Origin of the sequence: Nostoc sp. TCL240-02, from assembly GCF_013343235.1 — a bacterium.
Taxonomy (GTDB): Bacteria; Cyanobacteriota; Cyanobacteriia; order Cyanobacteriales; family Nostocaceae; genus Nostoc.
In genome coordinates this window covers 765,274-787,856 of sequence record NZ_CP040094.1, presented here as the reverse complement: position 1 = coordinate 787,856, position 22,583 = coordinate 765,274, and the positions used below count along the sequence as shown (strand labels likewise).

13 protein-coding genes are annotated in these 22,583 nt (G+C 37.6%); 4 read left to right on the top strand and 9 right to left on the bottom strand.

All coding sequences use genetic code 11. From position 1 onward, the window contains the following. Window positions 1-46 precede the first annotated feature (46 nt). Both FBB35_RS03490 and FBB35_RS03485 read left to right on the top strand, forming a co-directional pair. Complete coding sequence (locus tag FBB35_RS03490) at window positions 47-1,516, top strand: SLBB domain-containing protein (RefSeq protein ID WP_174708497.1); 1,470 nt, start codon at window positions 47-49, stop codon at window positions 1,514-1,516. Between the two features lie 922 nt (window positions 1,517-2,438). Continuing rightward, window positions 2,439-3,863, top strand: coding sequence for a right-handed parallel beta-helix repeat-containing protein (locus tag FBB35_RS03485; protein ID WP_254625808.1), 1,425 nt, complete (start codon window positions 2,439-2,441; stop codon window positions 3,861-3,863). A 291-nt stretch (window positions 3,864-4,154) separates the two neighbouring features. On the opposite strand, the gene FBB35_RS03480 is transcribed toward FBB35_RS03485, so the two are convergent. The 7 genes from FBB35_RS03480 to FBB35_RS03450 form a co-directional block, all read right to left on the bottom strand. Further along, complete coding sequence (locus tag FBB35_RS03480) at window positions 4,155-6,401, bottom strand: polysaccharide biosynthesis tyrosine autokinase (protein WP_174708496.1); 2,247 nt, start codon at window positions 6,399-6,401, stop codon at window positions 4,155-4,157. Window positions 6,402-6,560: 159 nt separating this feature from the next. Further along, on the bottom strand, window positions 6,561-7,754 hold the full coding sequence (locus FBB35_RS03475; RefSeq protein ID WP_174708495.1) for a glycosyltransferase family 4 protein: 1,194 nt from the start codon (window positions 7,752-7,754) through the stop codon (window positions 6,561-6,563). Between the two features lie 162 nt (window positions 7,755-7,916). Beyond that, window positions 7,917-8,963, bottom strand: coding sequence for a glycosyltransferase family 4 protein (locus FBB35_RS03470; RefSeq protein WP_254625807.1), 1,047 nt, complete (start codon window positions 8,961-8,963; stop codon window positions 7,917-7,919). A 365-nt stretch (window positions 8,964-9,328) separates the two neighbouring features. After that, window positions 9,329-10,564, bottom strand: coding sequence for an O-antigen ligase (locus FBB35_RS03465; protein WP_174708493.1), 1,236 nt, complete (start codon window positions 10,562-10,564; stop codon window positions 9,329-9,331). Window positions 10,565-10,712: 148 nt separating this feature from the next. After that, complete coding sequence (locus FBB35_RS03460) at window positions 10,713-11,810, bottom strand: glycosyltransferase family 4 protein (protein WP_174708492.1); 1,098 nt, start codon at window positions 11,808-11,810, stop codon at window positions 10,713-10,715. 66 nt (window positions 11,811-11,876) lie between these two features. After that, the gene (locus FBB35_RS03455) at window positions 11,877-13,310 is read right to left on the bottom strand and encodes an oligosaccharide flippase family protein (protein ID WP_174708491.1); all 1,434 of its coding nucleotides are present in this window, start codon (window positions 13,308-13,310) and stop codon (window positions 11,877-11,879) included. A gap of 482 nt (window positions 13,311-13,792) precedes the next feature. Next, window positions 13,793-15,235, bottom strand: a complete 1,443-nt coding sequence (locus FBB35_RS03450; protein WP_174708490.1) for a sugar transferase — start codon at window positions 15,233-15,235, stop codon at window positions 13,793-13,795. A gap of 1,540 nt (window positions 15,236-16,775) precedes the next feature. On the opposite strand from FBB35_RS03450, the gene FBB35_RS03445 reads away from it, so the two are divergent. Further along, window positions 16,776-19,565, top strand: coding sequence for an amino acid adenylation domain-containing protein (locus FBB35_RS03445; RefSeq protein WP_254625806.1), 2,790 nt, complete (start codon window positions 16,776-16,778; stop codon window positions 19,563-19,565). 107 nt (window positions 19,566-19,672) lie between these two features. Here FBB35_RS03445 and FBB35_RS03440 read toward each other — a convergent pair whose 3' ends face one another. Next, entirely contained in the window at window positions 19,673-19,888 is a 216-nt protein-coding gene (locus FBB35_RS03440; protein ID WP_174707950.1) for a hypothetical protein, read from the bottom strand. On the opposite strand from FBB35_RS03440, the gene FBB35_RS03435 reads away from it, so the two are divergent. After that, on the top strand, window positions 19,827-21,008 hold the full coding sequence (locus FBB35_RS03435) for an aldo/keto reductase (protein WP_174708489.1): 1,182 nt from the start codon (window positions 19,827-19,829) through the stop codon (window positions 21,006-21,008). The genes FBB35_RS03440 and FBB35_RS03435 overlap by 62 nt on opposite strands. Before the next feature lie 81 nt (window positions 21,009-21,089). Here FBB35_RS03435 and FBB35_RS03430 read toward each other — a convergent pair whose 3' ends face one another. Next, complete coding sequence (locus FBB35_RS03430; RefSeq protein WP_174708488.1) at window positions 21,090-22,418, bottom strand: hemolysin family protein; 1,329 nt, start codon at window positions 22,416-22,418, stop codon at window positions 21,090-21,092. Window positions 22,419-22,583 lie beyond the last annotated feature (165 nt).

Below are 22,583 nucleotides of genomic sequence, written 5' to 3'. Positions count from 1 at the left end.
TTTAGACAGTACTTTATTAATTGTAGTTTCAGAATCTCAGGTAAATATGCTTAACACAAGTTTGTTTAAATTCCTAACTCAGCCAGTTGTGGGTGTGGCTTTGTTAAGTGCTGTCAATGTCGCTGTGCCATTTGCGAGTCTAGCTCAGGGACAACCATTACCACCAACTACACAAACACCAAGCACACAAACACAATTAGATACTAATTATTCATTAGGAGGCGGCGATCTCATCCGGGTAAATGTATTTGAAGTACCTGAATATACAGGAGAATACCAAGTTCCCCCAGGTGGAGCAATCAACCTACCTTTAATTGGCAGTGTGTCAGTCCTCGGTCTAACAACGGAACAGGCTGCTGATGAAATTGCTAGAAGATATTCCCGCTTCCTGAAACGTCCCTTGATCTCAGTCAATCTGTTATCGCCTCGCCCCATCAATGTTTTTGTTGCCGGAGAGGTAACACGTCCAGGAGCCTACACTCTGAGTTTGAGCGGAGGTGCAGGGAACAATCCAGGTGTACAATATCCCACTGTATTAGCCGCATTGACAACAGCACAGGGGGTAACCTTGGCTGCCGATGTGACTCAAGTTCAATTACGGCGTAAAATAGGACGTTCTTCAGAGCAAACCGTTAGCGTCAATTTGAAGGAACTTATCCAAACAGGTAGGTTATCACAAGATATTACCTTGCGTGATGGAGACACTATAGTTGTACCAACAGCAACCAACTTCAACGTGGCAGAATCTCGTAATATATTTGCATCTAACTTTGCTGCCAGCCAAACCACGCCTCGCACAGTAACAATTATTGGTGAAGTTAATCGTCCCGGTTCGTATCTTGTCACCCCAGCCAGTACAGATGCTCAGGGGGGCGCAGCAACTAACAGTGGTACTGCTAATCCCAATGGTCTACCAAACGTGACACGGGTTATTCAACTAGCTGGGGGAATTACAGCACAGGCTGATGTTCGTAATCTCAAGCTACGTCGACTTACAAGAACCGGCTCAGAACAAGCTATAGATATTAATCTTTGGCAACTATTGCAGAGTGGCGACGCTAGTCAAGACATCATCGTGCAAGACGGAGATACAATTGTTATTCCGACGGCAACTGAGATTAACCCCGCAGAAGCTACTCAATTAGCTACCACTACTTTGTCTCCTACACGCATTCAAGTTGGTGTGGTAGGCGAAGTTAAAAAACCAGGCTTAACAGATGTTCAGCCGAATAGCTCTTTAAATCAAGCTATACTGGCAGCTGGCGGATTTAATGATGCCAGAGCTAGCAGCAGTGCTGTTGATTTGATTCGCCTCAACCCTAATGGTTCTGTCACTAAACGGATAGTGAAAGTGGATTTTTCTGCTGGCATTAATGAGCAAACTAATCCCATACTCCGCAATAATGATGTTGTGGTAGTCAACAGATCGGGTTCCGCTAAGACTGGCGATACCATAAACACTATAACTGGCCCTCTCGGTGTTATCTTTAATCTTCTGAACTTGTTCGGACTCTAGCTTTATATACAGATGTGAATTGGGGGCGTTGGTTAAACTTCTCCGTCCCCAAAATTACAATATCTATGTAGTCAAAGAGATTGATTGCTCTTGGTGTATTCCATTGGGAGAGAGCAATACTCATCTCTCATAACCACCTCTTTTATTAACTGGACTTACGCACTCAAAACCAGAAAGCTCGATCCCTCTTAAAAAAAAGTGAGTATCTCTTACGCGTAAGTATTAGTTAAACTACAGCACTTACCAGTAAATGAAATACACCTCTCCCCAACGCTTCCCAGATACTCCTATTTGACCACAGGATAAGACAATACTAGGGTACAGAACTGTCTTGCCTTTTGCGATCGCTTCTTAAATTGTTTATATTTTATACTAAAATTTATAAAATCCTAAGTTTTATTACTGAGCCTTAAATTCCGTAAACCGAAAGCCATCACTGAAATTTCTGAATTTGCCATTGATATACCTTTTAAAACTTTGTTTTAATTAGCCTAATTTTTTATGATAATGAGAATATTTCAAAAGGCAAAAATTGCAGAAAGCATGTTCTGCAAGACTTTTTTTCTTTTATTAATTATCATTATCATAAGAATTATTTAAGTAAAATAACTGTTTAATGACAGATATACTATCTTAACTACAGATACCGCGTATACACAGTAGAATGATGTCCAATTGGAAATGATGTCATTTGTACGGTTGGTTAGTGTTCATTAATGGGATAACTCTGTATACTGAGGGATTTTCAGTACTTTTACCAGATGGTTGCCATTTTTGAAACACTGACTAGAAAGACATTTCAGCGATATTTACGTGGAAATGCTCAGGTGTAAACCTGATAAACCGTTTATAAACTTACAAATGACAGTTACACGACCGTATCCAATACTGACTTACTGACCAAGGCTAGAGTTACTGACCGTTGACGATTCAGTTTTTGCAATATACCCTATTTTTCCCTATGATGATTCATGGTTTAGGCTTTCTCAGTTTAGGTGCATCTCTTGTACTTCCCTGGGCATTAACAGGTCTGGTTCAAGGACAGAGAATAACAGAGTCTTTAGTTAAAGATGTTCGTCAGTTATCCACCGATCAAAACATTTCACTTCCGAATCGCAAACTGATCAGCCAAGTTCCAACTGCTACAACATACTATGTTAGTGGTAGCGGAAGCGACAAAAATAGCGGACTCACTCCGTCATCTGCCTTTAGGACAATTCAAAGGGCAGCAGACCTAACTGGACCTGGCACTACAGTACTTATTATGGACGGAGTATACAAAAATGCCAGCTCTAATAGCTCGTTACTAGTAATTAAACGCTCTGGAACGGCCAATTCATGGATTACCTATAAGGCATATCCTGGAGACAAGCCAAAAATTCAGCACAATGGATGGAATGGAATTACCATTGAGAATGGAGCCTCATATATTGAGATAAATGGTCTGGAGGTTGCAGGGAACAATACCAATATAACCCTGAGTTATGCGCTGAGTCAGAAATACAATAAATCCAACCCACTGACGAGTGGAAACTGCATAAATATAGATGGACGAAAAAATGGCCGTTCCCACCACATACGTATTCTCAACAACAAGGTACATGATTGTGGCGGTGGGGGTATTTCAGTTATTGAATCGGACTATGTAACAGTCGACAATAACGAAGTATATAATAATGCCTGGTACTCACCATACGGGGCTAGTGGCATTTCACTGCTCAACAATTGGAATTATGATAATAACCAGAACTATAAGATGTATGTTACCAGAAACAAAGTCTACAACAATCAAATGTTTGTTCCCTGGTATTACAATGGAAAGTTCCAAGACGGTAATGGTATTATTGTTGATAAGTCACGAGATAATGGGTATCAAGGACGTACTTTGATTGCCAACAATATCTCATATAAAAATGGTGGTTCGGGCATTCATGCCTATGACAGCGACCATGTAGATATTGTCCACAACACAGCTTATCTGAATAACCAGACTGCGGGAATTAATTACGGGCAAATCATGAGTAATTATTCAGGTGATATCAAAGTTGTCAATAACATCCTTTATTCTGCGCCTAACAAACCAATAAGCACGAATAATAAAAGTACTAACACTACTTTTAACTATAACCTATACAACAACAATGGTTCTCGTGTAGTTTCTGTGGGACCTAACGATATTATGGCAGATCCACAGTTTGTAAATACCTCAGGTGGTGACTTTAGAATAAAGGGAACTAGTCGGTCCATCAATAATGGTTTTAAGTGGAATAATTTGAAAAATGATTATTTTGGTAAACCTCGTCCTGTCGGTGCTGGATATGATATTGGGGCACACGAATATCAGTAACCGTAATATTGTGTCCCGAAATCCACACCCAACAATCTACAACACATAGTTCTGTCAGGCTGAAGTCTAGAGTTATACAAAATAATAAGCCTACTTGTGAAAGTAGGCTTATTGTTTTTTGGCTAAATAATTAAATAGATATGATACAAGTATTCCAACAGAATTAATTACTGATTTTTTACTAGGCAAGAATTTTAGCCAATTTATTGTGTAATTAATACAATACTATTATTTACCAGTTATGGTATTAAATTAACTGATAAGACAAAATCCTAATTTATTTAACTTAATTTATACAGAGGTTTTGTCTGGAATACGTTTTTTTAGCTTTGTCTCTTTTGCCAAATCTTGATGAGTAAAGTATTGTTTAACATGGTTGAAATAACTACTAGATTCATTTTTATCAATGATACCATTCACAACTAAACCTAATACGTTGTGACTGGACCTCTCTAGCATTTCTTGAGCGGCAGATGCACTGTTAGAATCAATTACCCCGGGTCGAGCTACTAACAAAATCCCATCAGTCATTTGGCTTATAGTCAAAGCATCAGCTGCCAAAAGCAAGGGAGGAGCATCAATAATTACAAAATCATATTTATATTGAGATGAAAAACTTTCAATTAGCGATGCCATCCGCTTTGAGTCAAGCAAAGCAAGTGGATTGGGAGGTCTAGAGCCAGCAGTTAAGACATCAAGATTATCCATTACTTTAGATAAAGCAACATCAAATTCAGTCTGACCTATAAGAACTTCACTCAAGCCATCTGCATTACTTACTTCCCACAGATGATGCTGAGAAGGAACTCGCATATCTGCATCTATTAGTAAAACTTTACGTCCTAATTGAGCGATCGCTGTTGCCAAATTAGCTGAAACTGTAGACTTGCCTTCTTTAGGAACTGCGCTAGTTACCACGATGGTTTTCAGAACTTTATCTGAACTCAGGAATTTCAGATTCGCTTGAATCATTCTGTACATTTCGCTAGTTAAAGAGTAAGGCGTATCTCTGACAGCAATTGTTTGATTTATTGATTCTGCGTTTGAATAACGGGAGCGAATCTTTTTAACAGACAAAGGCACAACGCCTAACAAAGTATATCTAAATATATCTCTGATTTCTTGAAGGGTTTTCAGAGATCTATCTCTCATACCTAGAACAAGAACTGTTGTAGTAGCCAAGAATAAACCGAACATTACTCCTATTACTAAAACAATAATTTTTTTGCTTTCTACTGGCTTATCGGGCACTATAGCTTGAGCAATAATCCGCGAACTGGCTGTATTTGTATTCTCAACTAACTGTAATTCTTGAACCTTTTTCAATAGAGTTTGATATGTTGATTCTGCGACTTCAACTTTTCGTTCTAACTCCCTCTGATTTTGTGCTAGTTGGGGTATAAGTTTAACGCGATTTTCGTATATAGAACGGGAGTTATATAAAGAGGAGAGTCTTTTTGCTAAACCAATGCGCTGTATTTCTGACTGCAGAAAATTTTGGATCAGGTTTTGTCTTAGTTGTCCAATCTGTAATAGGTTCTGTGAAACTTCTGTTTTATTGCCAACAGTCTGACCAATTTGCTGTTGTAAAAGGGATTTTAAGCTAGCTTTCTTTGCTTCTAAGTTAACAACTACAGGGTTGTCATCTAGGAAACGGCTACGCTCAATTGCTAGCTGTCGGTCAGTTTCTTGAAGTTGTGCAAGAACTCCCTGCACTGCCGGTGACTGACTAAGGGCACTCACAGCGATCGCTTCCTGAGAATTTAGCTCTACTTTCTGGCGCAGTTCATTGGTTTGGGCGTTTACCTCATCCAACTGAGCCTTAACAGTATTCATCTCATTGTCTAGATTTCCAATAGTTGTAACAGCTGACTTTGTTTCCTCTGACAGATCTGCTATATGATACTTCTGTTTAAATATACGTAGTGCTACTTCTGTATTATTAACAACTTCTTGAGTCTTAGGAAGCTGCTTGGCAATAAATTGACGAGTTGCTGCCGCCTCAGAGCGATTTGTCAGAATATCATTATCCAAATAAAGACTCATAATTGTGTTGACCACTGCTGCTGATTGCTCCGGGTCAGGGCTGGCATAGCTAATTCGCAATACATCTGTCGCACTAACAACTTTCAGGGTCAAAGATTTCCGCAGCTTTTCTACTTCTAGAGGTTTCCCTTCTTGGTCTTTTAGTTGTAGCTTATCTATTGTCCTCTGCAATAAAGCAGGGGAAGAAATAACTTCTATCTGAGTGTTGATAGGATTTTGAGTTGCTAGCAGCGATTTTAAATCCCCTGCATCTCCTCCTTCTGTATTACTAGGCAAAAGACTAGATCCTACTACTTTAAAAGAAGGAATTCTAAATAATAGTTTTCCTTCGGCTTCATAGGATGGCTTCATAAATTGTGTAGCTATAACACTGAGAATAACTGTAGCTGTAAATATCGCAGTCGCAGGTAACCACCATCGTTTCAATATGAATAGGTAACGACTGAGGTCTAAATCAATAGATTCTCTAGATTCCGTAGATTTTTCTGACATAAATCTTCCCAAATACAGATATTAAGTAAGAAACTAAAAAAGACTTAGAGAATGCACAAACCACTGCAATTGACAAGAATGATGCGATTTGACAATATGACAATAGTATAGACTATCTAAGTTATAAATTTAGTTCCCATTGTCGCACAATAGTGCCAACTAGCTTTGCCAAATCTTATCATAAGCCTCTAACAATTTTGGAGCTTGATATTGCCATTCAAGAATCTTCTCCATTCTCAGTCGTCCCTCGGCTCCTATCTTTTCTCTAAGTTCAGGAAAATCTAGAAGCTCTAGAATTTTCTCTGCAAATTCAACCTCATCATTAGGCTTGGCATAAAGAGATGCTTCCTGGGCAGAACGTCTTCCCTCTCGCAAATCAAACTGGACAATTGCTTTTCCCATCGCCATGTATTCGAGGATTTTATTCATGGTGCAGTTTTCGTTATAAGCAGATGTTGGGGAGGGTTCTACACAAACGTCACAACTGGAAAGCCGTTCTAAAAGTTCCTCCCCTTGCTTAAAACCTGTAAATTCTACAAACTCACTCACTCCTAACTCTCTGGATAAAACTTTAAGTTTTTCGGCTGCTGGTCCACTACCAATTAACATAAAGTGAATATCTTGGCGATTTTTTTTCTGGGTAATATAATATACTATTCTCAGAAGATAATCAATTCCCTCTGGTTCACCCATGACACCCATGTATCCTATCAAGTGCTTCTTACCTCTACGATAATTCGGATTTGGGGGCATTCGGTGAAAACGGGAAAGGTCGGGCGCACTACGAACTACAAAGACCTTCTCCGGTTTCTTATGCCCACGGGTAAGAGCTACCTCTCGGTGTGACTCGTTCGTTGAAATTACTATGTCTGCTGTAGCATAGGTCAAACGTTCAGCCCAGCATAATCCATGATAAAAAATATCCCGCCGTTGATACTTCGCTTCATACATCTCCGGACTAAGGTCATGATGATCAAAGATAATCCAGATGCGATGAAATAATTTAAACCATACTGCTACTAAAAAAAGTAAATCCGGCGGATTACAAATATGGATAACATCAAAACCCCGCTCTCGCCATACCCGTTGAGCTAGACGGAATTGCCAATTAATCGCCCAACTATACTCTCGAAGATAGCCAAGAACAGAACTTTCTTCTGGTGGTAGAGGATGACGGTAAATGTGAATTTTCTCAATAATCTCGTAAGATTTCTCAAACCCATTACCTGTTGGTGAAATTACACTCACTTCATACCCAGCTTTTTGCAAAGTAGTTGCTTCCATCCATACCCGCCGATCAAAGGGAACTGGCAGATTTTCAACGATAATTAGTACTTTTTTGGGTAATGCCATAATAATCTCAACTCTTAATCAGTTTAGTAAAACACTGACTTGTCAATTCTAAAATCTGCCTTTTTTGGGTAAATTTTAGTCATACCTGGTGAAATTGGGCTGAATAAACTGCAGGTCTATATTTTTATAGTTTTCTGTTTTGCAGTTGCTAGATTTATCATTTCAACTTAACACTGAACGATATAAATCAAGAAAAGAAATCCAGTGATTTTTGATATCAAGATGAAAAACACTTTTTCTCGCTTTAGATCCTAGAGAGAGCCTCAAATCCTCATTTTCAATCAAAGACCTAATAGCATCTGATAGCTGCTCAACACTTCCTGGATTAACAATTAATCCATTTTCAGATTGAGTAACTATCTCAGGTATGCCTCCTACTGGTGTAACTATGACTGGTAATTCCCAAGCCATTGCTTCTAGCATGGCTAGTGGGAGACCTTCGTTATAAGAGGGCAACACAAAAACATCTGCCTTACTTAGAAGAATATCACGTTCATCTGACCCTATCCAGCCAGGCAATTGTATATAGTTTTGTAAGTTTAAAGTCGTAATTAAATTGCGTGCCTCTTCTATGTCTCCATCTCCTGCCATAATCAGACTTGATCTGGTTTTATATTCAGTAGGCAAAAAAGAAAAAGCTTTGATCAAATCAAATGCTCCTTTCCGTTGACCAATTCGTCCTAAAAAAAGTAAGTTAACTTTTGCAGAAACTGAACGGTATGGAACTTCAGGAGGAAATTTTACTGGATTGTAAAAAACTACAACTTGTTCAGGTTTAAGACCAAGATTTTCTATGTAGAAACTTTTCCAACTTTCCGATAAGACAATTAAGCGTTGACACTTACAAAATACCCAACTTAGCAATTTCTGTATCCAGTTAGTAAGTCCAGCATAGAAAAGATGAAATTGACTACCATGAGCGTGTAGAATTATCGGCTTGTTAAATAGCCAAGCGAAAAGTGTCATAATTGCTTGTCGTAAAACACTGCCTCGTTGTGAAATCTCAAGTTGAACAATATCAACTTCTTCTGCTCTTAATATCCATATAAATTTCCATATAGCTTTCAAAAACACCATTGTTTTCAGTGCTATAGATCCGTCCTCATGAGTGATAATATGACATATTTGAATTTCAGAAGGAGCATATTCTAAAAAAAGCTTCTCATAACCAGAAATGCCACCCTGCTGGAGTAAACTAGGACCTAACATGATAATCTTGAGAGTATTAGTTCGGGACATAGGCTGTACTTTTGAAATAAGTTTGGTATATCTTTGATTAATATATCACCGAAATAATCACAGTTTATTGTTTGGTTTTCTCTGAGTCAAATCGATGCTTAACTTACTTCAACATATTAGTACATCTGTAAGTAGAGTATCTACGCCTAAAATATTGTCAATAAAAATACGATTATTTTTTGGTTAATTTGAGGTAAAAATATCTTGGTTTACAGCTTTATGAATTTAACTCTATCTGTACATAATTTTTGTAAAACTTACAAAAATATTTTGTTTGAGTTAAAATTTATTAATCAAGAAATTTATATTTAAATCACTCCATCTTCTCTACAACTCTATATTGATTCTAGTTTTAGAGATTCGCGTGCGTAGTAAAGTTGACTTGACAATATCGCTGCTACATAAAGTACCCATTCCATACTATTTTGAACTAGCAATGTACTTTCAGTTAGATTTGAAAGAATCATAAATGTAAGATAAACTAAGAGCCATATACTTTCGGATGTTTGATTCCGCCGGATTAAATATATCGCTTTAAATAAATTAATAACGAACCCAATTATAAAAACCAAGAATCCTAATAGACCCAATGATAGCCAAAGATCCAGAAATCCATTATGAGCATTAGGAGCGTCCCATTGTACCGTTTGTAAAACAATAGAAGATTCACTACTCTTCTCCCAGAATACTCCATAGCCATATCCTAACCATGGTTTTTTTCCAATCATCTCTAATACAACAGGCCATAATTCTGCGCGTCCGGTGAGTGTTGCGTCTTTACCTACTAAGCCTAAAATCGAATCACCTTGTGAGATGAACCAGTAATAAAAAGCTATACTCAATGTTGATATAAACGTCATAACAGGTATAAATACTTTGTATTCTAAATGTAAAATTCGACAATACACAATAAAAGCTACTGTGATGATTATAAAATTCAATAGTGATGTTGCTGATTGGGATAATAATATAAGTACTCCAGAAGTAATATAGCCAAGCCATAAAACCAAACGATTTTCTTTACCAGTAATGGCAAGGAATAAAAATATTGCTGCACTAAGTACAAATCTCTTGCCCAGAACATTCTTGCTTGGGAATATTCCTCTCCAACTATTAAATGCAGGATCGATTCCAATTTGTGGTAAAAATATAACAAATAATAAACACATTACTATTGAGACGGCAAGCATATATGCACATAGATTTAGCTGCTGTTTTAAGGTGTAGCGTGAAGCTAAATAAAGTCCAAAGATAGTTGTTCCTGACAGACCAATGACGCGACGTACGGTAATGTCTGGATCTAAAGACCAAAAAATAGAAAGTGCAGAAACTCCAATCAGCAACCAAATAAACTTATCTTTGCTAAAAGCATAAGTAACTTTCTTCCAACGTAGAGCAATCAATGAAAGGCTGACTATATATGTAAGAGTATAAAGTAATCGAAATATAATTCTATCTCCTTCTTTTACAGTAAAGCCATCAGTCAAAAAACCATCTAGCGGGGTTCCTGAATATAGCATCAAGGAAGTAAATGTAAATATTTGTTCAGCAGAAATTAAAAATTTCCTCATTTTTTATAATTATGTATGCATAGAGAAAATATATTAAGCAAGTTAGAGATTAGTAGTTGCTAGTTTCAGTTTAGTTGGGCAAATACTTTGTTTGTGAGATGAGTCATTATTATGTTTGTTAAATGCCAATTTAGTGAGTAGAATTTTACTAATTTATTGTTTTCATGGCTTTTTGATAAACCTCCACAGTTTGAGCAGCGATATTTGACCAATTTAAATCTTGCTGGCAACGAGCTAGTGCCGCAGTTCGCATTTTTTGTTGTAAGTCGCGATCGCTTAATAAACCAATGATGGTATCAGCTAGGGCTTGAACATCACGGGGTAGAACTAACAAACCATCTTTTTTATGCTGAACTATCTCACTCAATCCACCTATATCAGAAGCTACAACCAGCGTTCCCATTCCATAAGATAAAGCTGCTACACCACTTTGAGATGCTTCGATATATGGTAGAACTGTTACTGTGCTGCGTTGAAATAGATTCCCTACTTCTTCAAGAGGGATTAGTCTATTGATAATCTCGTAGCGGTTCTCATCATAACCATTAGGGAAATACTGCTTGATATTTTCTCCCCTTCCAGCAATAATCAGTTTAACTTCAGGTATACGGTCGGCAATTAAGGGCATAGCCTCAAGCAAATATTTTAATCCTTTATAGGGCCAGATACGTCCAAAAAATAGCAATGTATTTGGATCGCGAGGCTGATTACTGCGACTGCTCCGGCGCTGATACAGACTGCCAAGTTCACCATGTGGGATAACATTGACTCGCCCTTCAGGTAAATTAAATTGTTCAATTAAAATGTTTTTTAGTTGATGAGTATGGACAATCAATTGTTGGGAACGATAGAAGGCAATACGCCGAGTATACTCTGAACCAAATACAGCCACCTTATCTCCTGGGTGACGGAATACATCGTGGATGGTTGTTACTAGTGGTGGCATCCTGTTGAGTAATAACGTCCAATCATACCAAGGATCGTTAGTTTCTTGCACATGTAAAACATCTGGCTGTATATCTTTGATAATACGCATCATAGCGTTCATAGACAACACATTACGCGGGTCGCGAATCCGTGGTTTGTTAAAGCTAATGACACAAATACTGGGATCAAACGCATCACCGCATACATCTGAGAGTTTTTTCGGTTGAATTAGCGTTAAATCAACATATTTAGCCAGACTATTTGCTAATTCAATGGTGTAGTCTTCAAAGCCAAAATGTAATAGGGCAACTTTAATCATAATTTAAATTATATTCTCCCTTATAAAACCATGAATTGTTTGTCTGTAGAATTTTAGATTAAACAATTAATGTTCTCCTAAAAGTTTCATCCATAAAAAACGAAACCCACCAAACGCACGAATACCTAGGTAAATCACAAATAAACCATAGGTAAAAGTTGCAATAAGTAAAGTGAATACAAAGTCCAAATTAATTTTTTGCAATAATATAAATATGGGTAACATTAAAATACTTATTATCAATGGTCGTCGCATAATTCGCCATAAATTTAATGAAAATAAGCGAGTACAGGTGAAATAAATATACTGGCTAAAACCCAGAATAGTCATTAACAATACCATTAAAGCTGCACCTAGTAACTGATATCGGGAAACTAATACAACACCTCCCAAGCTTCCGAATATAGTAGTAATGACCACTTCACGCAGGTTAACTATCTCAAAACCATTGGCTACCAGCAGATATGAAAGTGAGCGGATGAAGGGCAAAAAAACCAGTGATATAGCACTTAGGCGAAGGGCTATATTTGCTTGAGCAAAGCTAGAATCATAGACAAAAATTAGCAAATCTTTGCCAAAAAATAACAATCCCAAAAATAATGGCAATGCCATAATTAGTAGGATTTCAATAATAGTTTCTGTGGTCTGCTTCTGTTTTTCCCTTCCTTGGTCTACTGCCTTTGAAAATCTTGGAAACATTGCTAAAATCATACTGTTAGCAATAATCGAAAATGGTTGTAGTAATTGTGCTATTCCACCAAATAGACCTACTAAAAACTCATTTCCTAACAATGAAAGAATCAAAATTTGAATTCGTCCAGTGACTACAGATATTGCTTCAATAGCAAAAAATGTACGCGCACTTTTGATTGTATTAATTACAAAGTTTCCATCAATCTGCAATTGGATTTTGACTAATCGTCTGATAAAAATCCATTCAATTATTAGAATTAGTGTTTCTGAAAAAAATAGGATCGCTCCCAAATATCCAATTCCGTATTTTAGTTGCATCGCCCAAATCATTATTATTAGGCGTATTACATACACTGGAACTGTAGCTATGGCAATAAGATGCATCTTCTCTTGAGCTTGAAAAACTGCCTCCGTTATGTTGGAAAGTGCAAAGGGAATGATCGTTAAACCCATTATGTAGCAAAGAGTAGAGGTTGTAGAACTATAGGGAAGTAAAAAAACTACAATTACTAATGCCCCATAACTGAAGAAACTAAATATTAACTGCAACCAGGTACCACTCATTAAGTAAACTGGTGTTTTTTCTGGCTCACGTGCTAGTTCTCTAGTGAACAATGTCTTTAGCCCCTGTGAAGCAATGCCCACAAAGATAAAATAGTAGCTATAGGCTAGTAAATACTGCCCTAAAGCCTCAGCTCCTAAAGTTCGAGCAATAGCAGCGGTTAACACAAAGGCCGTAATGCTTTGTGCTAAACGATTGACTATCATTGATAAGGAATTACTTATAAATTTGTACTTTTCTGCCATTCTTAAAATTATTAATTCAGCCTAATTCGTTTTAAATCACTAAATACCCATGTATTTCATAAACTGATATTTTTGGATATATATGGATATATCTTCAGAAGTTTTTATACTTGATTCCATGCATAAATTTTTATACTTTCAGACTGTTACAAAACTAGAAAAATCTCACTTTGATCCGCAAAAAATTACACTGCAAGTTGCAATAATCATATCAACACGTAACCATTATAGTTCTTACTGTCTTTTCTAGTTTTGTTTTTCTGTTTGACCTTAGCTCAACTTATCCAAAATTAGTAACTAGGTTTTCAATTAGTAACTAGGTTTTCTTGATCCGGCAAAAAACCTAGTTTGGTAGCAAAAAAAATTTCCATATTAAGGCTTATCGTTGAGTTTTATTAAAATAAAACTGCCGGATCACTAAGGTTTTACGATGAATATTGATGCCTTCAAGAAAAATTGAGAAAATCGAGCAAATTTACAGCTTAGTAGGCACCTTCTTTTTTCAAAACCACCATAACTGTTTTGATCAAAATTTCAAAGTCCAATCCAAGAGACCAATTTTCAATATAGTTAAGATCCAGATTTATCACTTGTTCAAAATCTACAATGTCCGAGCGACCTGAGACTTGCCAAAGACCTGTAATACCAGGCAAAACTTCATGTCGAATAAAATGATGTTCAGAAAACTTATCTACATCTCTAGTAGGTAACGGGCGAGGGCCTACTATACTCATTTCTCCAAGGATAACGTTAAAAAGTTGAGGTAATTCATCTAAACTATAACGTCGAAGAAATTTCCCAACACGAGTAATACGAGGGTCATCTTTAATTTTAAAGATAATCCCATCTTTAGTTTCATTTAAAGCTTCTAATTCTTTCTGTAATTTTTCTGCATCAGACCTCATCGTTCTGAATTTCCATACTTTAAATTGTTGCCCATGTAGACCTATACGGGTTTGCCTGTAAAATACAGTGCCAGGAGAGTCGAGTTTGATAGCTATAGCTATAGCTATATAAATAGGGAATGATAACATTACAAATAAAGTCGCGAAACAGAAATCACAACTACGCTTTATCCAAAAATCTTTACCTGTAATTATCGGGCAATCCAAGCTCAGGCAAGGCATTCCTCCTATTTTATTAAATTCTACGTTTTTATAAATTGGTTTTAATTCCATCGGTAAAATATGTACTTGAATACCAGATGCTTGAAATAACCAGCATAAAAACATTCTATTTTTGAGAGCATCCCAAGAAATAAAAACCTCTGTTACACCTAATTCATTAAGTTGATTCAATGTTTTTTGACGCTGATATCTGTCTAATGAATTAGCATGAGCAGTTCCAGATACAATATAATGCTTTTCTTTTTTAATAAAGCTAGCAATCTGCTCATGGTCTTGAGGATCACAAATAATGAAAATAGAAGAACGAACTATTTTTTTCTGCTTACGGAGATATTCCAAAGTAATATTTACACTATATCTCCCAATGCAAATAAATAATATACTTAAAAACCAAGATAACAATATTAATTTTGGGCGTGTAATATCAACAACTGGTTGATACAAAAAACAAGCAAAGATTATTAATCCATGAGCAAAACTTAGCGATTTAATAATGTTTAAATAGTCATAGCGTTTTTGACCTTCTCTATAAATACCTTCTATAGCTAGCGATCCTATTTGAATACCAATAGTTATTAAAATCGGTAAGTAATGACTAGGTAGATCCCAAGAAAAATTATCATAAAAAGATTTGTATCCAGCAAAAATCCAAGCTAAGGATAAAAGGGTATAGTCTACCAGAAACAATGTTATTAATCTCAACCACCATGAACCTTTGCGTACCCTTACAGATGCAGATGCACGTAAATCCAAAGGTACTTCACTGAATTTATTTGTTGTAATGCTTTGATTACTCATACTTAGGAACACTTGGTATATTTAAAAATTGATGGAATTTGATCAAAACTTAATATTAAGACAAGTGAGATATCCCACATTTTTATTTCAAAGAAACCCGTTCTTTGTAGCCTAAATATTATTAACTATTTTGTTTGGAGTAACTTGAATTTCTTTATCAAAAGCATATTTCAGGATCGGTTTGAGGAAATTTGCTACCCAGATATTTAGCTTTTGTTGCAGGTTAAGATTCAGTTTAGTCTGGATATTTTAAGGTTTGAGCGCAAAAAAATGATTTTTTTGGTGAGTTAACTTCTTAAGAATTTAATAAAGTTCCTGACATGACATTAACAATTAAATAGGTCAGGTAAAAATATTAGGTTTTTAAAAGGGCGTAACAACTGAACTGAGTTATTAGAGTTCAATAGCAGAGTTTTACTTCTATGAGACAATTATGTTCCTTTGGGAACTACTGTAGCATATCTGGCTAGATGAATTTAGCTTTGCTTAGAAGTTCTCTGTTTTTACGCATAATTACTTAATTAACAAAACTTACATACATAACATATAACGAATCGCATTAAAAGTTTGGATTTTGTTACAAAAATTTACATAATTTATTCCGTGCTTGAACTTGTGTCAGTCTCATGGTTATCTTTAGAGAATTTTTTAACAGATTAACGACAATATAATTCTAATAAATGAACAAAATCTATCTGTGAGTATTGTTATATCTGCATTTATAGATAGTTTCACCTTCTAAGTCTTTTTTCCTACATTATCTTTATGCCGATGATAGTTTTTATGGAGACCTGATTTGAGAATGGTAGCGTCAAGTAAAAAATATTACGCCATTTTGTGTGAAAGAAATCCCTAAAATAGCTTAAAACACGTACTTTTAATCTCCCTATGTTCTTACTCTTAAACTAAGATTGCTATAGTCCTGAGTCGCTAGTTCCTCTCTGATCTGTTTTTCTCTGATATGTTTTTAGTATATGCAGCTCATGACCCCTAATTAATTATTTAAACAAATCATAATTATGGCTTCACACTATTTTTACATATAGAGAAACACAATGAAGATTCGATAATAATTATTTTTTACTCTAACAAATTTTTATAAAAAAAGATAAGCTTTTGTAAGTATTTAGTTTCCGTAAGTCTATAGCTATATAAAGCCAAAAAGTTTAATTTGTTAACTTGAATGAAAGCTGTAAAAAAATGCCAGTATACTGCTACACCTAAAAAAATGAATAAGAATGCTTTTATTTTAATTAATATTTAAAAGTTACTACCTTAAATTAAATCTTTGTTAAAAATGGCGATTATTGTGTTAGACATAAATCGATTATCTACAATTTTAAATATAATTTATATTTAAAATTTATATGATTTGCCTCTGTACGAAAACCTAGAAACTGTTCACCCAGGATCTCACCTCTGAAACCAAGTTAGGTTGTGCTTATACAATCTCGGGCTTTATGCTGAGATACTTAATGTATAGTCTCGCATAAGATTTGATATAAACGCATATACAATAAAGGATAAATAAATTAAAACAATGGCATCTCCTTATGGAGTTGGTACATACAAAATGCAGATAAATAGGCAAATTTCAGAATATAAGCAAAATATTTCCTTAAACACCTTAACTAATATCCTCGATACTGCAGTTATACAGGAATCGAATGATACTGAACTAAATCATCATCAGGATTTATGCATCCATCAAATGTTTGAGATGCAAGTTGAGCGATCGCCCCAGTCCATTGCTGTAGTATTTCAAGATACACAACTTACTTATTGGCAGCTAAATCAGCAGGCTAATCAACTAGCACATCACCTACGTGCTTTAGGCGTTGGTCCTGAAGTACTTGTGGGTATTTGCCTAGAGCGCTCCTTGGAGATGATCGTAGGACTACTGGGAATTCTCAAAGCCGGAGGTGCTTACGTACCTTTAGATCCGGCATATCCCTCAGAGCGTTTAGCCTTCATATTGGAAGACACTCAGACACCAGTATTGTTAACCCAAGAAAAATTGCTCAAGAACTTGCCACCGCATCAAGCACATGTGGTTTGTCTCGATTCAAATTGGCAAGGAAATATTCAAAACAGTCAAGAAAATCCTGTAAATGAAACGACAGATCATAATCTTATCTACGTAATTTACACATCTGGTTCGACAGGACAGCCCAAGGGTGTTATGATCCCTCACCGTGGTATCTGCAACCAACTCTACTGGCGGCAAACAACCTTTAGATTAACTCAGGCAGATAAGGTTTTACTGACTATTTCTTTTAGCTTCGATCCCTCAGTGTGGCAGATATTCTGGCCATTGTGCTTCGGAGGGCAATTGATCGTGGCTCGCCCTGGTGGACATCAAGACACTGCATACCTTGTGAAGGTCATTATTGAGCAGCAAATCACTGTCTTGGCCTTAGTACCTTCTATACTGCGTGTTTTACTAGAAGAAAAGGGAATTGAGAATTGCCCATTTCTGAGGCATATTACTTGTGGTGGTGAAGCTTTACCTGGCGAACTCATAGAACGCTTTTTTGCCAAACTGGATTTGGAAAATGTTCTCCATAATTGCTATGGCCCGACAGAAGCCTCTATTGATACGACTTTCTGGACTTGTCAGCGCGGCACTAATTCTACCATTGCTCCCATAGGTCGCCCCATTACTAATGCAGAGATTCACATCCTTGATGAAAATTTGCAGCCTGTACCTGCTGGTGAATTAGGTGAATTGCACATTGGTGGTATTGGTTTGGCGCGAGGCTATCTTAACCGTCCAGAATTGACCATAGATAAGTTTATTTTCAATCCTTTTAGCTCTGAACCTGGGGCACGTCTTTACAAAACTGGCGACTTAGTACGTTACTTAAGCGATGGGAATATCGAGTTTCTTGGTCGTATTGACTACCAAGTAAAGATTCGTGGCTTCCGAATTGAATTAGGAGAAATTGAAGCCATATTAGACCAACATCCTGCACTGACACAGACTCTAGTCATCGCTAGAGAGGATATTAATGGTGACAAACAACTCGTGGCTTATGTTGTTACTAATGCAGAGCAAATTCCTAGCCGAGTTGAATTACGTCGCTTTTTGCAAAGTCAGCTACCTGAATATATGGTGCCTGCTTACTTTGTATTTTTGGACACCCTACCATTAAACCCTAATGGCAAAATAGACCGCCATGCTTTACCTGCACCCGATTTATCAAGACAAGAATCGGAAGTTAGCTTTGTTGCTCCTCGTAATGAAGTGGAGCGCGAGATAACACAGATTTGGGAACAGATTTTAGGTGTCCAACCCATTGGCGTAAAGGATAACTTCTTTGAGGTAGGAGGAAACTCCATCTTGGCAGTAAAACTATTTTGGCAAATTGAGAAGATATTTAGTAAAAATCTTCCTCTTGCTATTCTCTTTCAGTCTGGGACTGTAGAGGCTCTAGCCAAAATAATCTGTCAAGAAGACGATTTAGCAATAAAGTTGGCTTCAGTAAATACCTTAGACAAATCAAAATCTAGCTGGTCATCCCTGGTAGAAATTCAACCCTATGGTTCCAAGCCACCTTTTTTCTGTATTCACGGACTCGGTGGGGAAGTCTTGTGTTTTCGTGAATTAGTATTGCATTTGGGGTTAGACCAACCATTCTATGGACTACAGCCACAAGGACTAGATGGAAAACAGCCCTTGTATACGCGGGTAGAAGACATGGCAACTCATTACATTCAAGAAATCCAGACCATTCAACCCAATGGGCCTTATTTTCTGGGAGGTTATTCTTTTGGGGGTGTAGTTGCTTTTGAGATGGCTCGGCAACTCCAGGAGCAAGGTCAACAAGTTGGTATTTTAGTTATGCTTGATAGTTGTCGTCCAGGTTATAGTTGGCGGGCACCATTTCTGAAGCGAGTTTTTTTGCATTTAAATAATATAGTTCAACAAGGATCTGTCTACTTTTGGCAAAGACTTGTGAAATGGATTTATTGGGGTACGCAGCGTCTCGAAAATACATATCAGCGTTACTTGCAAGGGATAATTGATTTCCCTGCAAATGACAACCACTTAAAGATTATGGATGCTAACACTCAAGCTATCAGTGAATATATCTTTTCACCTTACCTTGGTCGAGCTGTTCTCTTGCGAACAGACGATCAGAGTCGGGACGATGCTATAGGGACACAATACGATCCTCAATTCGGCTGGGGTGACCTAGTTGCTGGAGGATTAGATATCCATTACATTTCTGGATCTCACCATAACCTATTTAATGAACCGCATGTACAGGTGTTAGCCGAAACATTGAGAAATTGCTTAATCCAAGCGCAGTCTCCAAGTAATTAATTTGACAACCTACTACCTTTGCAAGAGAAGTCTAGTAATTTTGGATTTTGGATTGGGGTAAGATAAAATCAAAGAAACAAGTGCCAAAATCGGCTTAACTCTTCGACTTATAGAGCAAATTTCACGTTTGTGAGATACAAAAATACTCCACTGCCGCGATCGCTCACCTTCACGCCACTTGCTTCTTGGCAATTGAGAACCGCTATATATTGCACCCAACTGAGAACAACTATATGTTGGTAAACAATCCACAATCTACTGATGCTATATAGACGATTTGGACGCACAGAATTACAGATGCCAGTGTTTTCCTGCGGTGGCATGAGATATCAGTTTAAGTGGCAGGATGTCCCCAATAATGAAATTCCTGATGATAGTCAGGCTAATCTGGAAGCGACGATTAGAAGGGCAGTAGAGGTTGGGATTAATCATATTGAAACTGCTCGTGGTTATGGCACTTCCGAAATGCAATTGGGAAGAGTTCTACCCCAGTTTCCCCGTGAAAAGTTGATTGTTCAGACCAAAATCAGTCCAAAGGAAGATGCGAAAGAATTCCGCGACACATTTGAACAATCCTTGAAAAATCTCCAGCTAGATTATGTCGATCTACTGGGATTGCACGGTATCAACCATACTGAGTCATTAGACTATAGCATCCGTCCTGGTGGTTGCTTGGAAGTAGCACAGCAGTTGCAAGCAGAAGGAAAAGTTAGATTTATCGGTTTTTCCACACACGGATCAACAGATATAATTGTGCAGACAATTAATACCAATTTATTTGATTACATGAACCTGCACTGGTACTACATTAATCAATGGAATTGGGCGGCAATTGAAGCAGCTAAACGCCATGATATGGGGGTGTTTATCATTAGTCCATCCAATAAAGGAGGTTTGTTGTATGAACCTCCACAAAAATTAGTGAATCTTTGCGCTCCTTTGAGTCCAATGGTGTTTAATGATTTGTTTTGTTTGAGTCATCAAGAGGTGCATACTCTGAGTGTGGGAGCAGCAAAACCACAAGATTTTGATGAACACCTGAAGACTTTAGAATTAGTAGATCAAGCATCAGAAATTTTGCCGCCCATCTTAGCAAGGTTGGAGTCAGAAGCGATCGCTACTTTGGGAGAAGATTGGGTAAAAACCTGGGAAACAAATCTACCAACTTACGAGGAAACCCCTGGTGAGGTAAATATTCGGGTGATTTTGTGGCTACGGAATTTAGCGATCGCCTACGATCTGGTAGATTATGCCAAAATGCGCTACAACCTACTTGGTGATGGCGGTCACTGGTTTCCTGGTAATAAAGCAGATCGGCTAGAGGAATTAAACTTGCAGCAATGTCTCGCCCGCAATCCCCACGCCGATAAAATCCCCCAAGTTCTAGAGCAAGCGCATCAAATGTTGGCAGGTGAAGCGGTTAAACGTCTATCTAAGACTTGATGAATTGGGAATTGGGCGAGAAATAACTCCTAACTATTGTACAGACGCGATTAATCGCGTCTCCTAACTCCTCAGCGATCGCTAGTCAGATTTTTTCGTATCTGCTGATTTAGTTGCCTTCGGTACGACTAGCACTTTATCTACGCGGTTCCCATCCATATCCATTACTTCAATTCGCATACTTTGCCATTCAAAATGATCGGCTGCGGCAGGAATACGACCTAAATGGGTGATGACAAAACCGCCCAAGGTTTGATAACTGCCGCGTTCCTCGGATTCCCACTCTTCCATACCAAAAAGTTCTAAAAACTCTTCTACAGGTAACATCCCATCCAAAAGCCAGGAACCATCTTCGCGTTGCACAGCTTGGGGTTGATCCTGCCCATCTGTTGAAGGAACATCACCTACGATTTCGCTCATGATGTCGTTGAGAGTAACTAATCCTTGAATTACGCCGTATTCATCCACTACTAGTGCCATGTGAGTAATGGTTTGCTTGAACAATTCCAAAACTTTCAATCCACGGGTGCTTTCTGGCACAAATACGGGCTGTCGCAAGCCCACTGTTAAGTCTAGCGGTTCTCCTCGGAAACTCCTGGCTAATAAGTCGGTTACAGGGATCACACCCAGCACATTATCAAGTCCCGCCTGACAAACTGGATATCGAGAATAGGCACTATCAACCATTTTTTGGCGATTTTCTTCGGGAGAGTCTTCTAAGTCTAACCAGACGATATCGGGACGGGGTGTCATTAAATAGCTGACGGGGCGATCGCCTAAACGAAAAACTCGCTCTACCATATCCTGTTCGGCTTCCTCAAAAGTTCCCGCCTCAGTGCCTTGCTCAATTAAGATTTTTATTTCTTCTTCGGTGACTTGCGGCTCGGTAGAAGCTGTTATTCCTAGCACTCGCAGGATTAAATCTGTAGAAGCACTTAATAGAAAGACTACTGGAGAAGCGATCGCTGCCAAGGCTTGCATAGGAATAGCTACAATCGATGCAATCCTTTCTGGATTATTTAATGCCAGACGCTTTGGTACCAATTCGCCAACAATGAGTGACAAATAGGTAATGATCAAAACGACTATTCCAAAAGATATCGGTTCGCTATAAGGTGCTAACAAAGGCACAAGTTTTACATAGACTGCCAAACGACTGGCAATTGTTGCTCCTCCAAAAGCACCAGTCAAGATACCGATTAGGGAAATACCTACTTGAACAGTTGACAGGAAATGATTTGGAGATTCAGCGAGTTTCAATGCTGCCCTTGCCTTGGCATCTCCTTGATTGGCAAGCTGTTGTAGCCTGACTTTCCGGGCTGAGACAATTGCCATCTCAGACATAGAAAACACGCCATTGGCAATAATTAGCACCAAAATGATTAAAATTTCAAAAGTGATGGGGGACATGTTTAAAATTGCCGCTTATCAGAGCGAATGTAGCTCAATACCTAGTATCTAGTATTAAAGGTGCTTCTATAAATGCTTTTACTGTACACAAAGTAATAGTTATAGTTCTTAAGTCTATTAGTTGCTGTGCATTATTCTTCCATCGAAAGAATAAGAAGGCTGTCA

What these genes read in the sequence shown, in the direction of transcription:
- FBB35_RS03490 (WP_174708497.1), top strand. Translation starts at nt 47, where the DNA reads ATGCTTAACACAAGTTTGTTTAAATTCCTAACTCAGCCAGTTGTGGGT.
- FBB35_RS03480 (WP_174708496.1), bottom strand. Translation starts at nt 6,401, where the DNA reads ATGTCAGAAAAATCTACGGAATCTAGAGAATCTATTGATTTAGACCTC.
- FBB35_RS03475 (WP_174708495.1), bottom strand. Translation starts at nt 7,754, where the DNA reads ATGGCATTACCCAAAAAAGTACTAATTATCGTTGAAAATCTGCCAGTT.
- FBB35_RS03470 (WP_254625807.1), bottom strand. Translation starts at nt 8,963, where the DNA reads ATGTTAGGTCCTAGTTTACTCCAGCAGGGTGGCATTTCTGGTTATGAG.
- FBB35_RS03465 (WP_174708493.1), bottom strand. Translation starts at nt 10,564, where the DNA reads ATGAGGAAATTTTTAATTTCTGCTGAACAAATATTTACATTTACTTCC.
- FBB35_RS03460 (WP_174708492.1), bottom strand. Translation starts at nt 11,810, where the DNA reads ATGATTAAAGTTGCCCTATTACATTTTGGCTTTGAAGACTACACCATT.
- FBB35_RS03455 (WP_174708491.1), bottom strand. Translation starts at nt 13,310, where the DNA reads ATGGCAGAAAAGTACAAATTTATAAGTAATTCCTTATCAATGATAGTC.
- FBB35_RS03450 (WP_174708490.1), bottom strand. Translation starts at nt 15,235, where the DNA reads ATGAGTAATCAAAGCATTACAACAAATAAATTCAGTGAAGTACCTTTG.
- FBB35_RS03445 (WP_254625806.1), top strand. Translation starts at nt 16,776, where the DNA reads ATGGCATCTCCTTATGGAGTTGGTACATACAAAATGCAGATAAATAGG.
- FBB35_RS03435 (WP_174708489.1), top strand. Translation starts at nt 19,827, where the DNA reads ATGCTATATAGACGATTTGGACGCACAGAATTACAGATGCCAGTGTTT.
- FBB35_RS03440 (WP_174707950.1), bottom strand. Translation starts at nt 19,888, where the DNA reads ATGCCACCGCAGGAAAACACTGGCATCTGTAATTCTGTGCGTCCAAAT.
- FBB35_RS03430 (WP_174708488.1), bottom strand. Translation starts at nt 22,418, where the DNA reads ATGTCCCCCATCACTTTTGAAATTTTAATCATTTTGGTGCTAATTATT.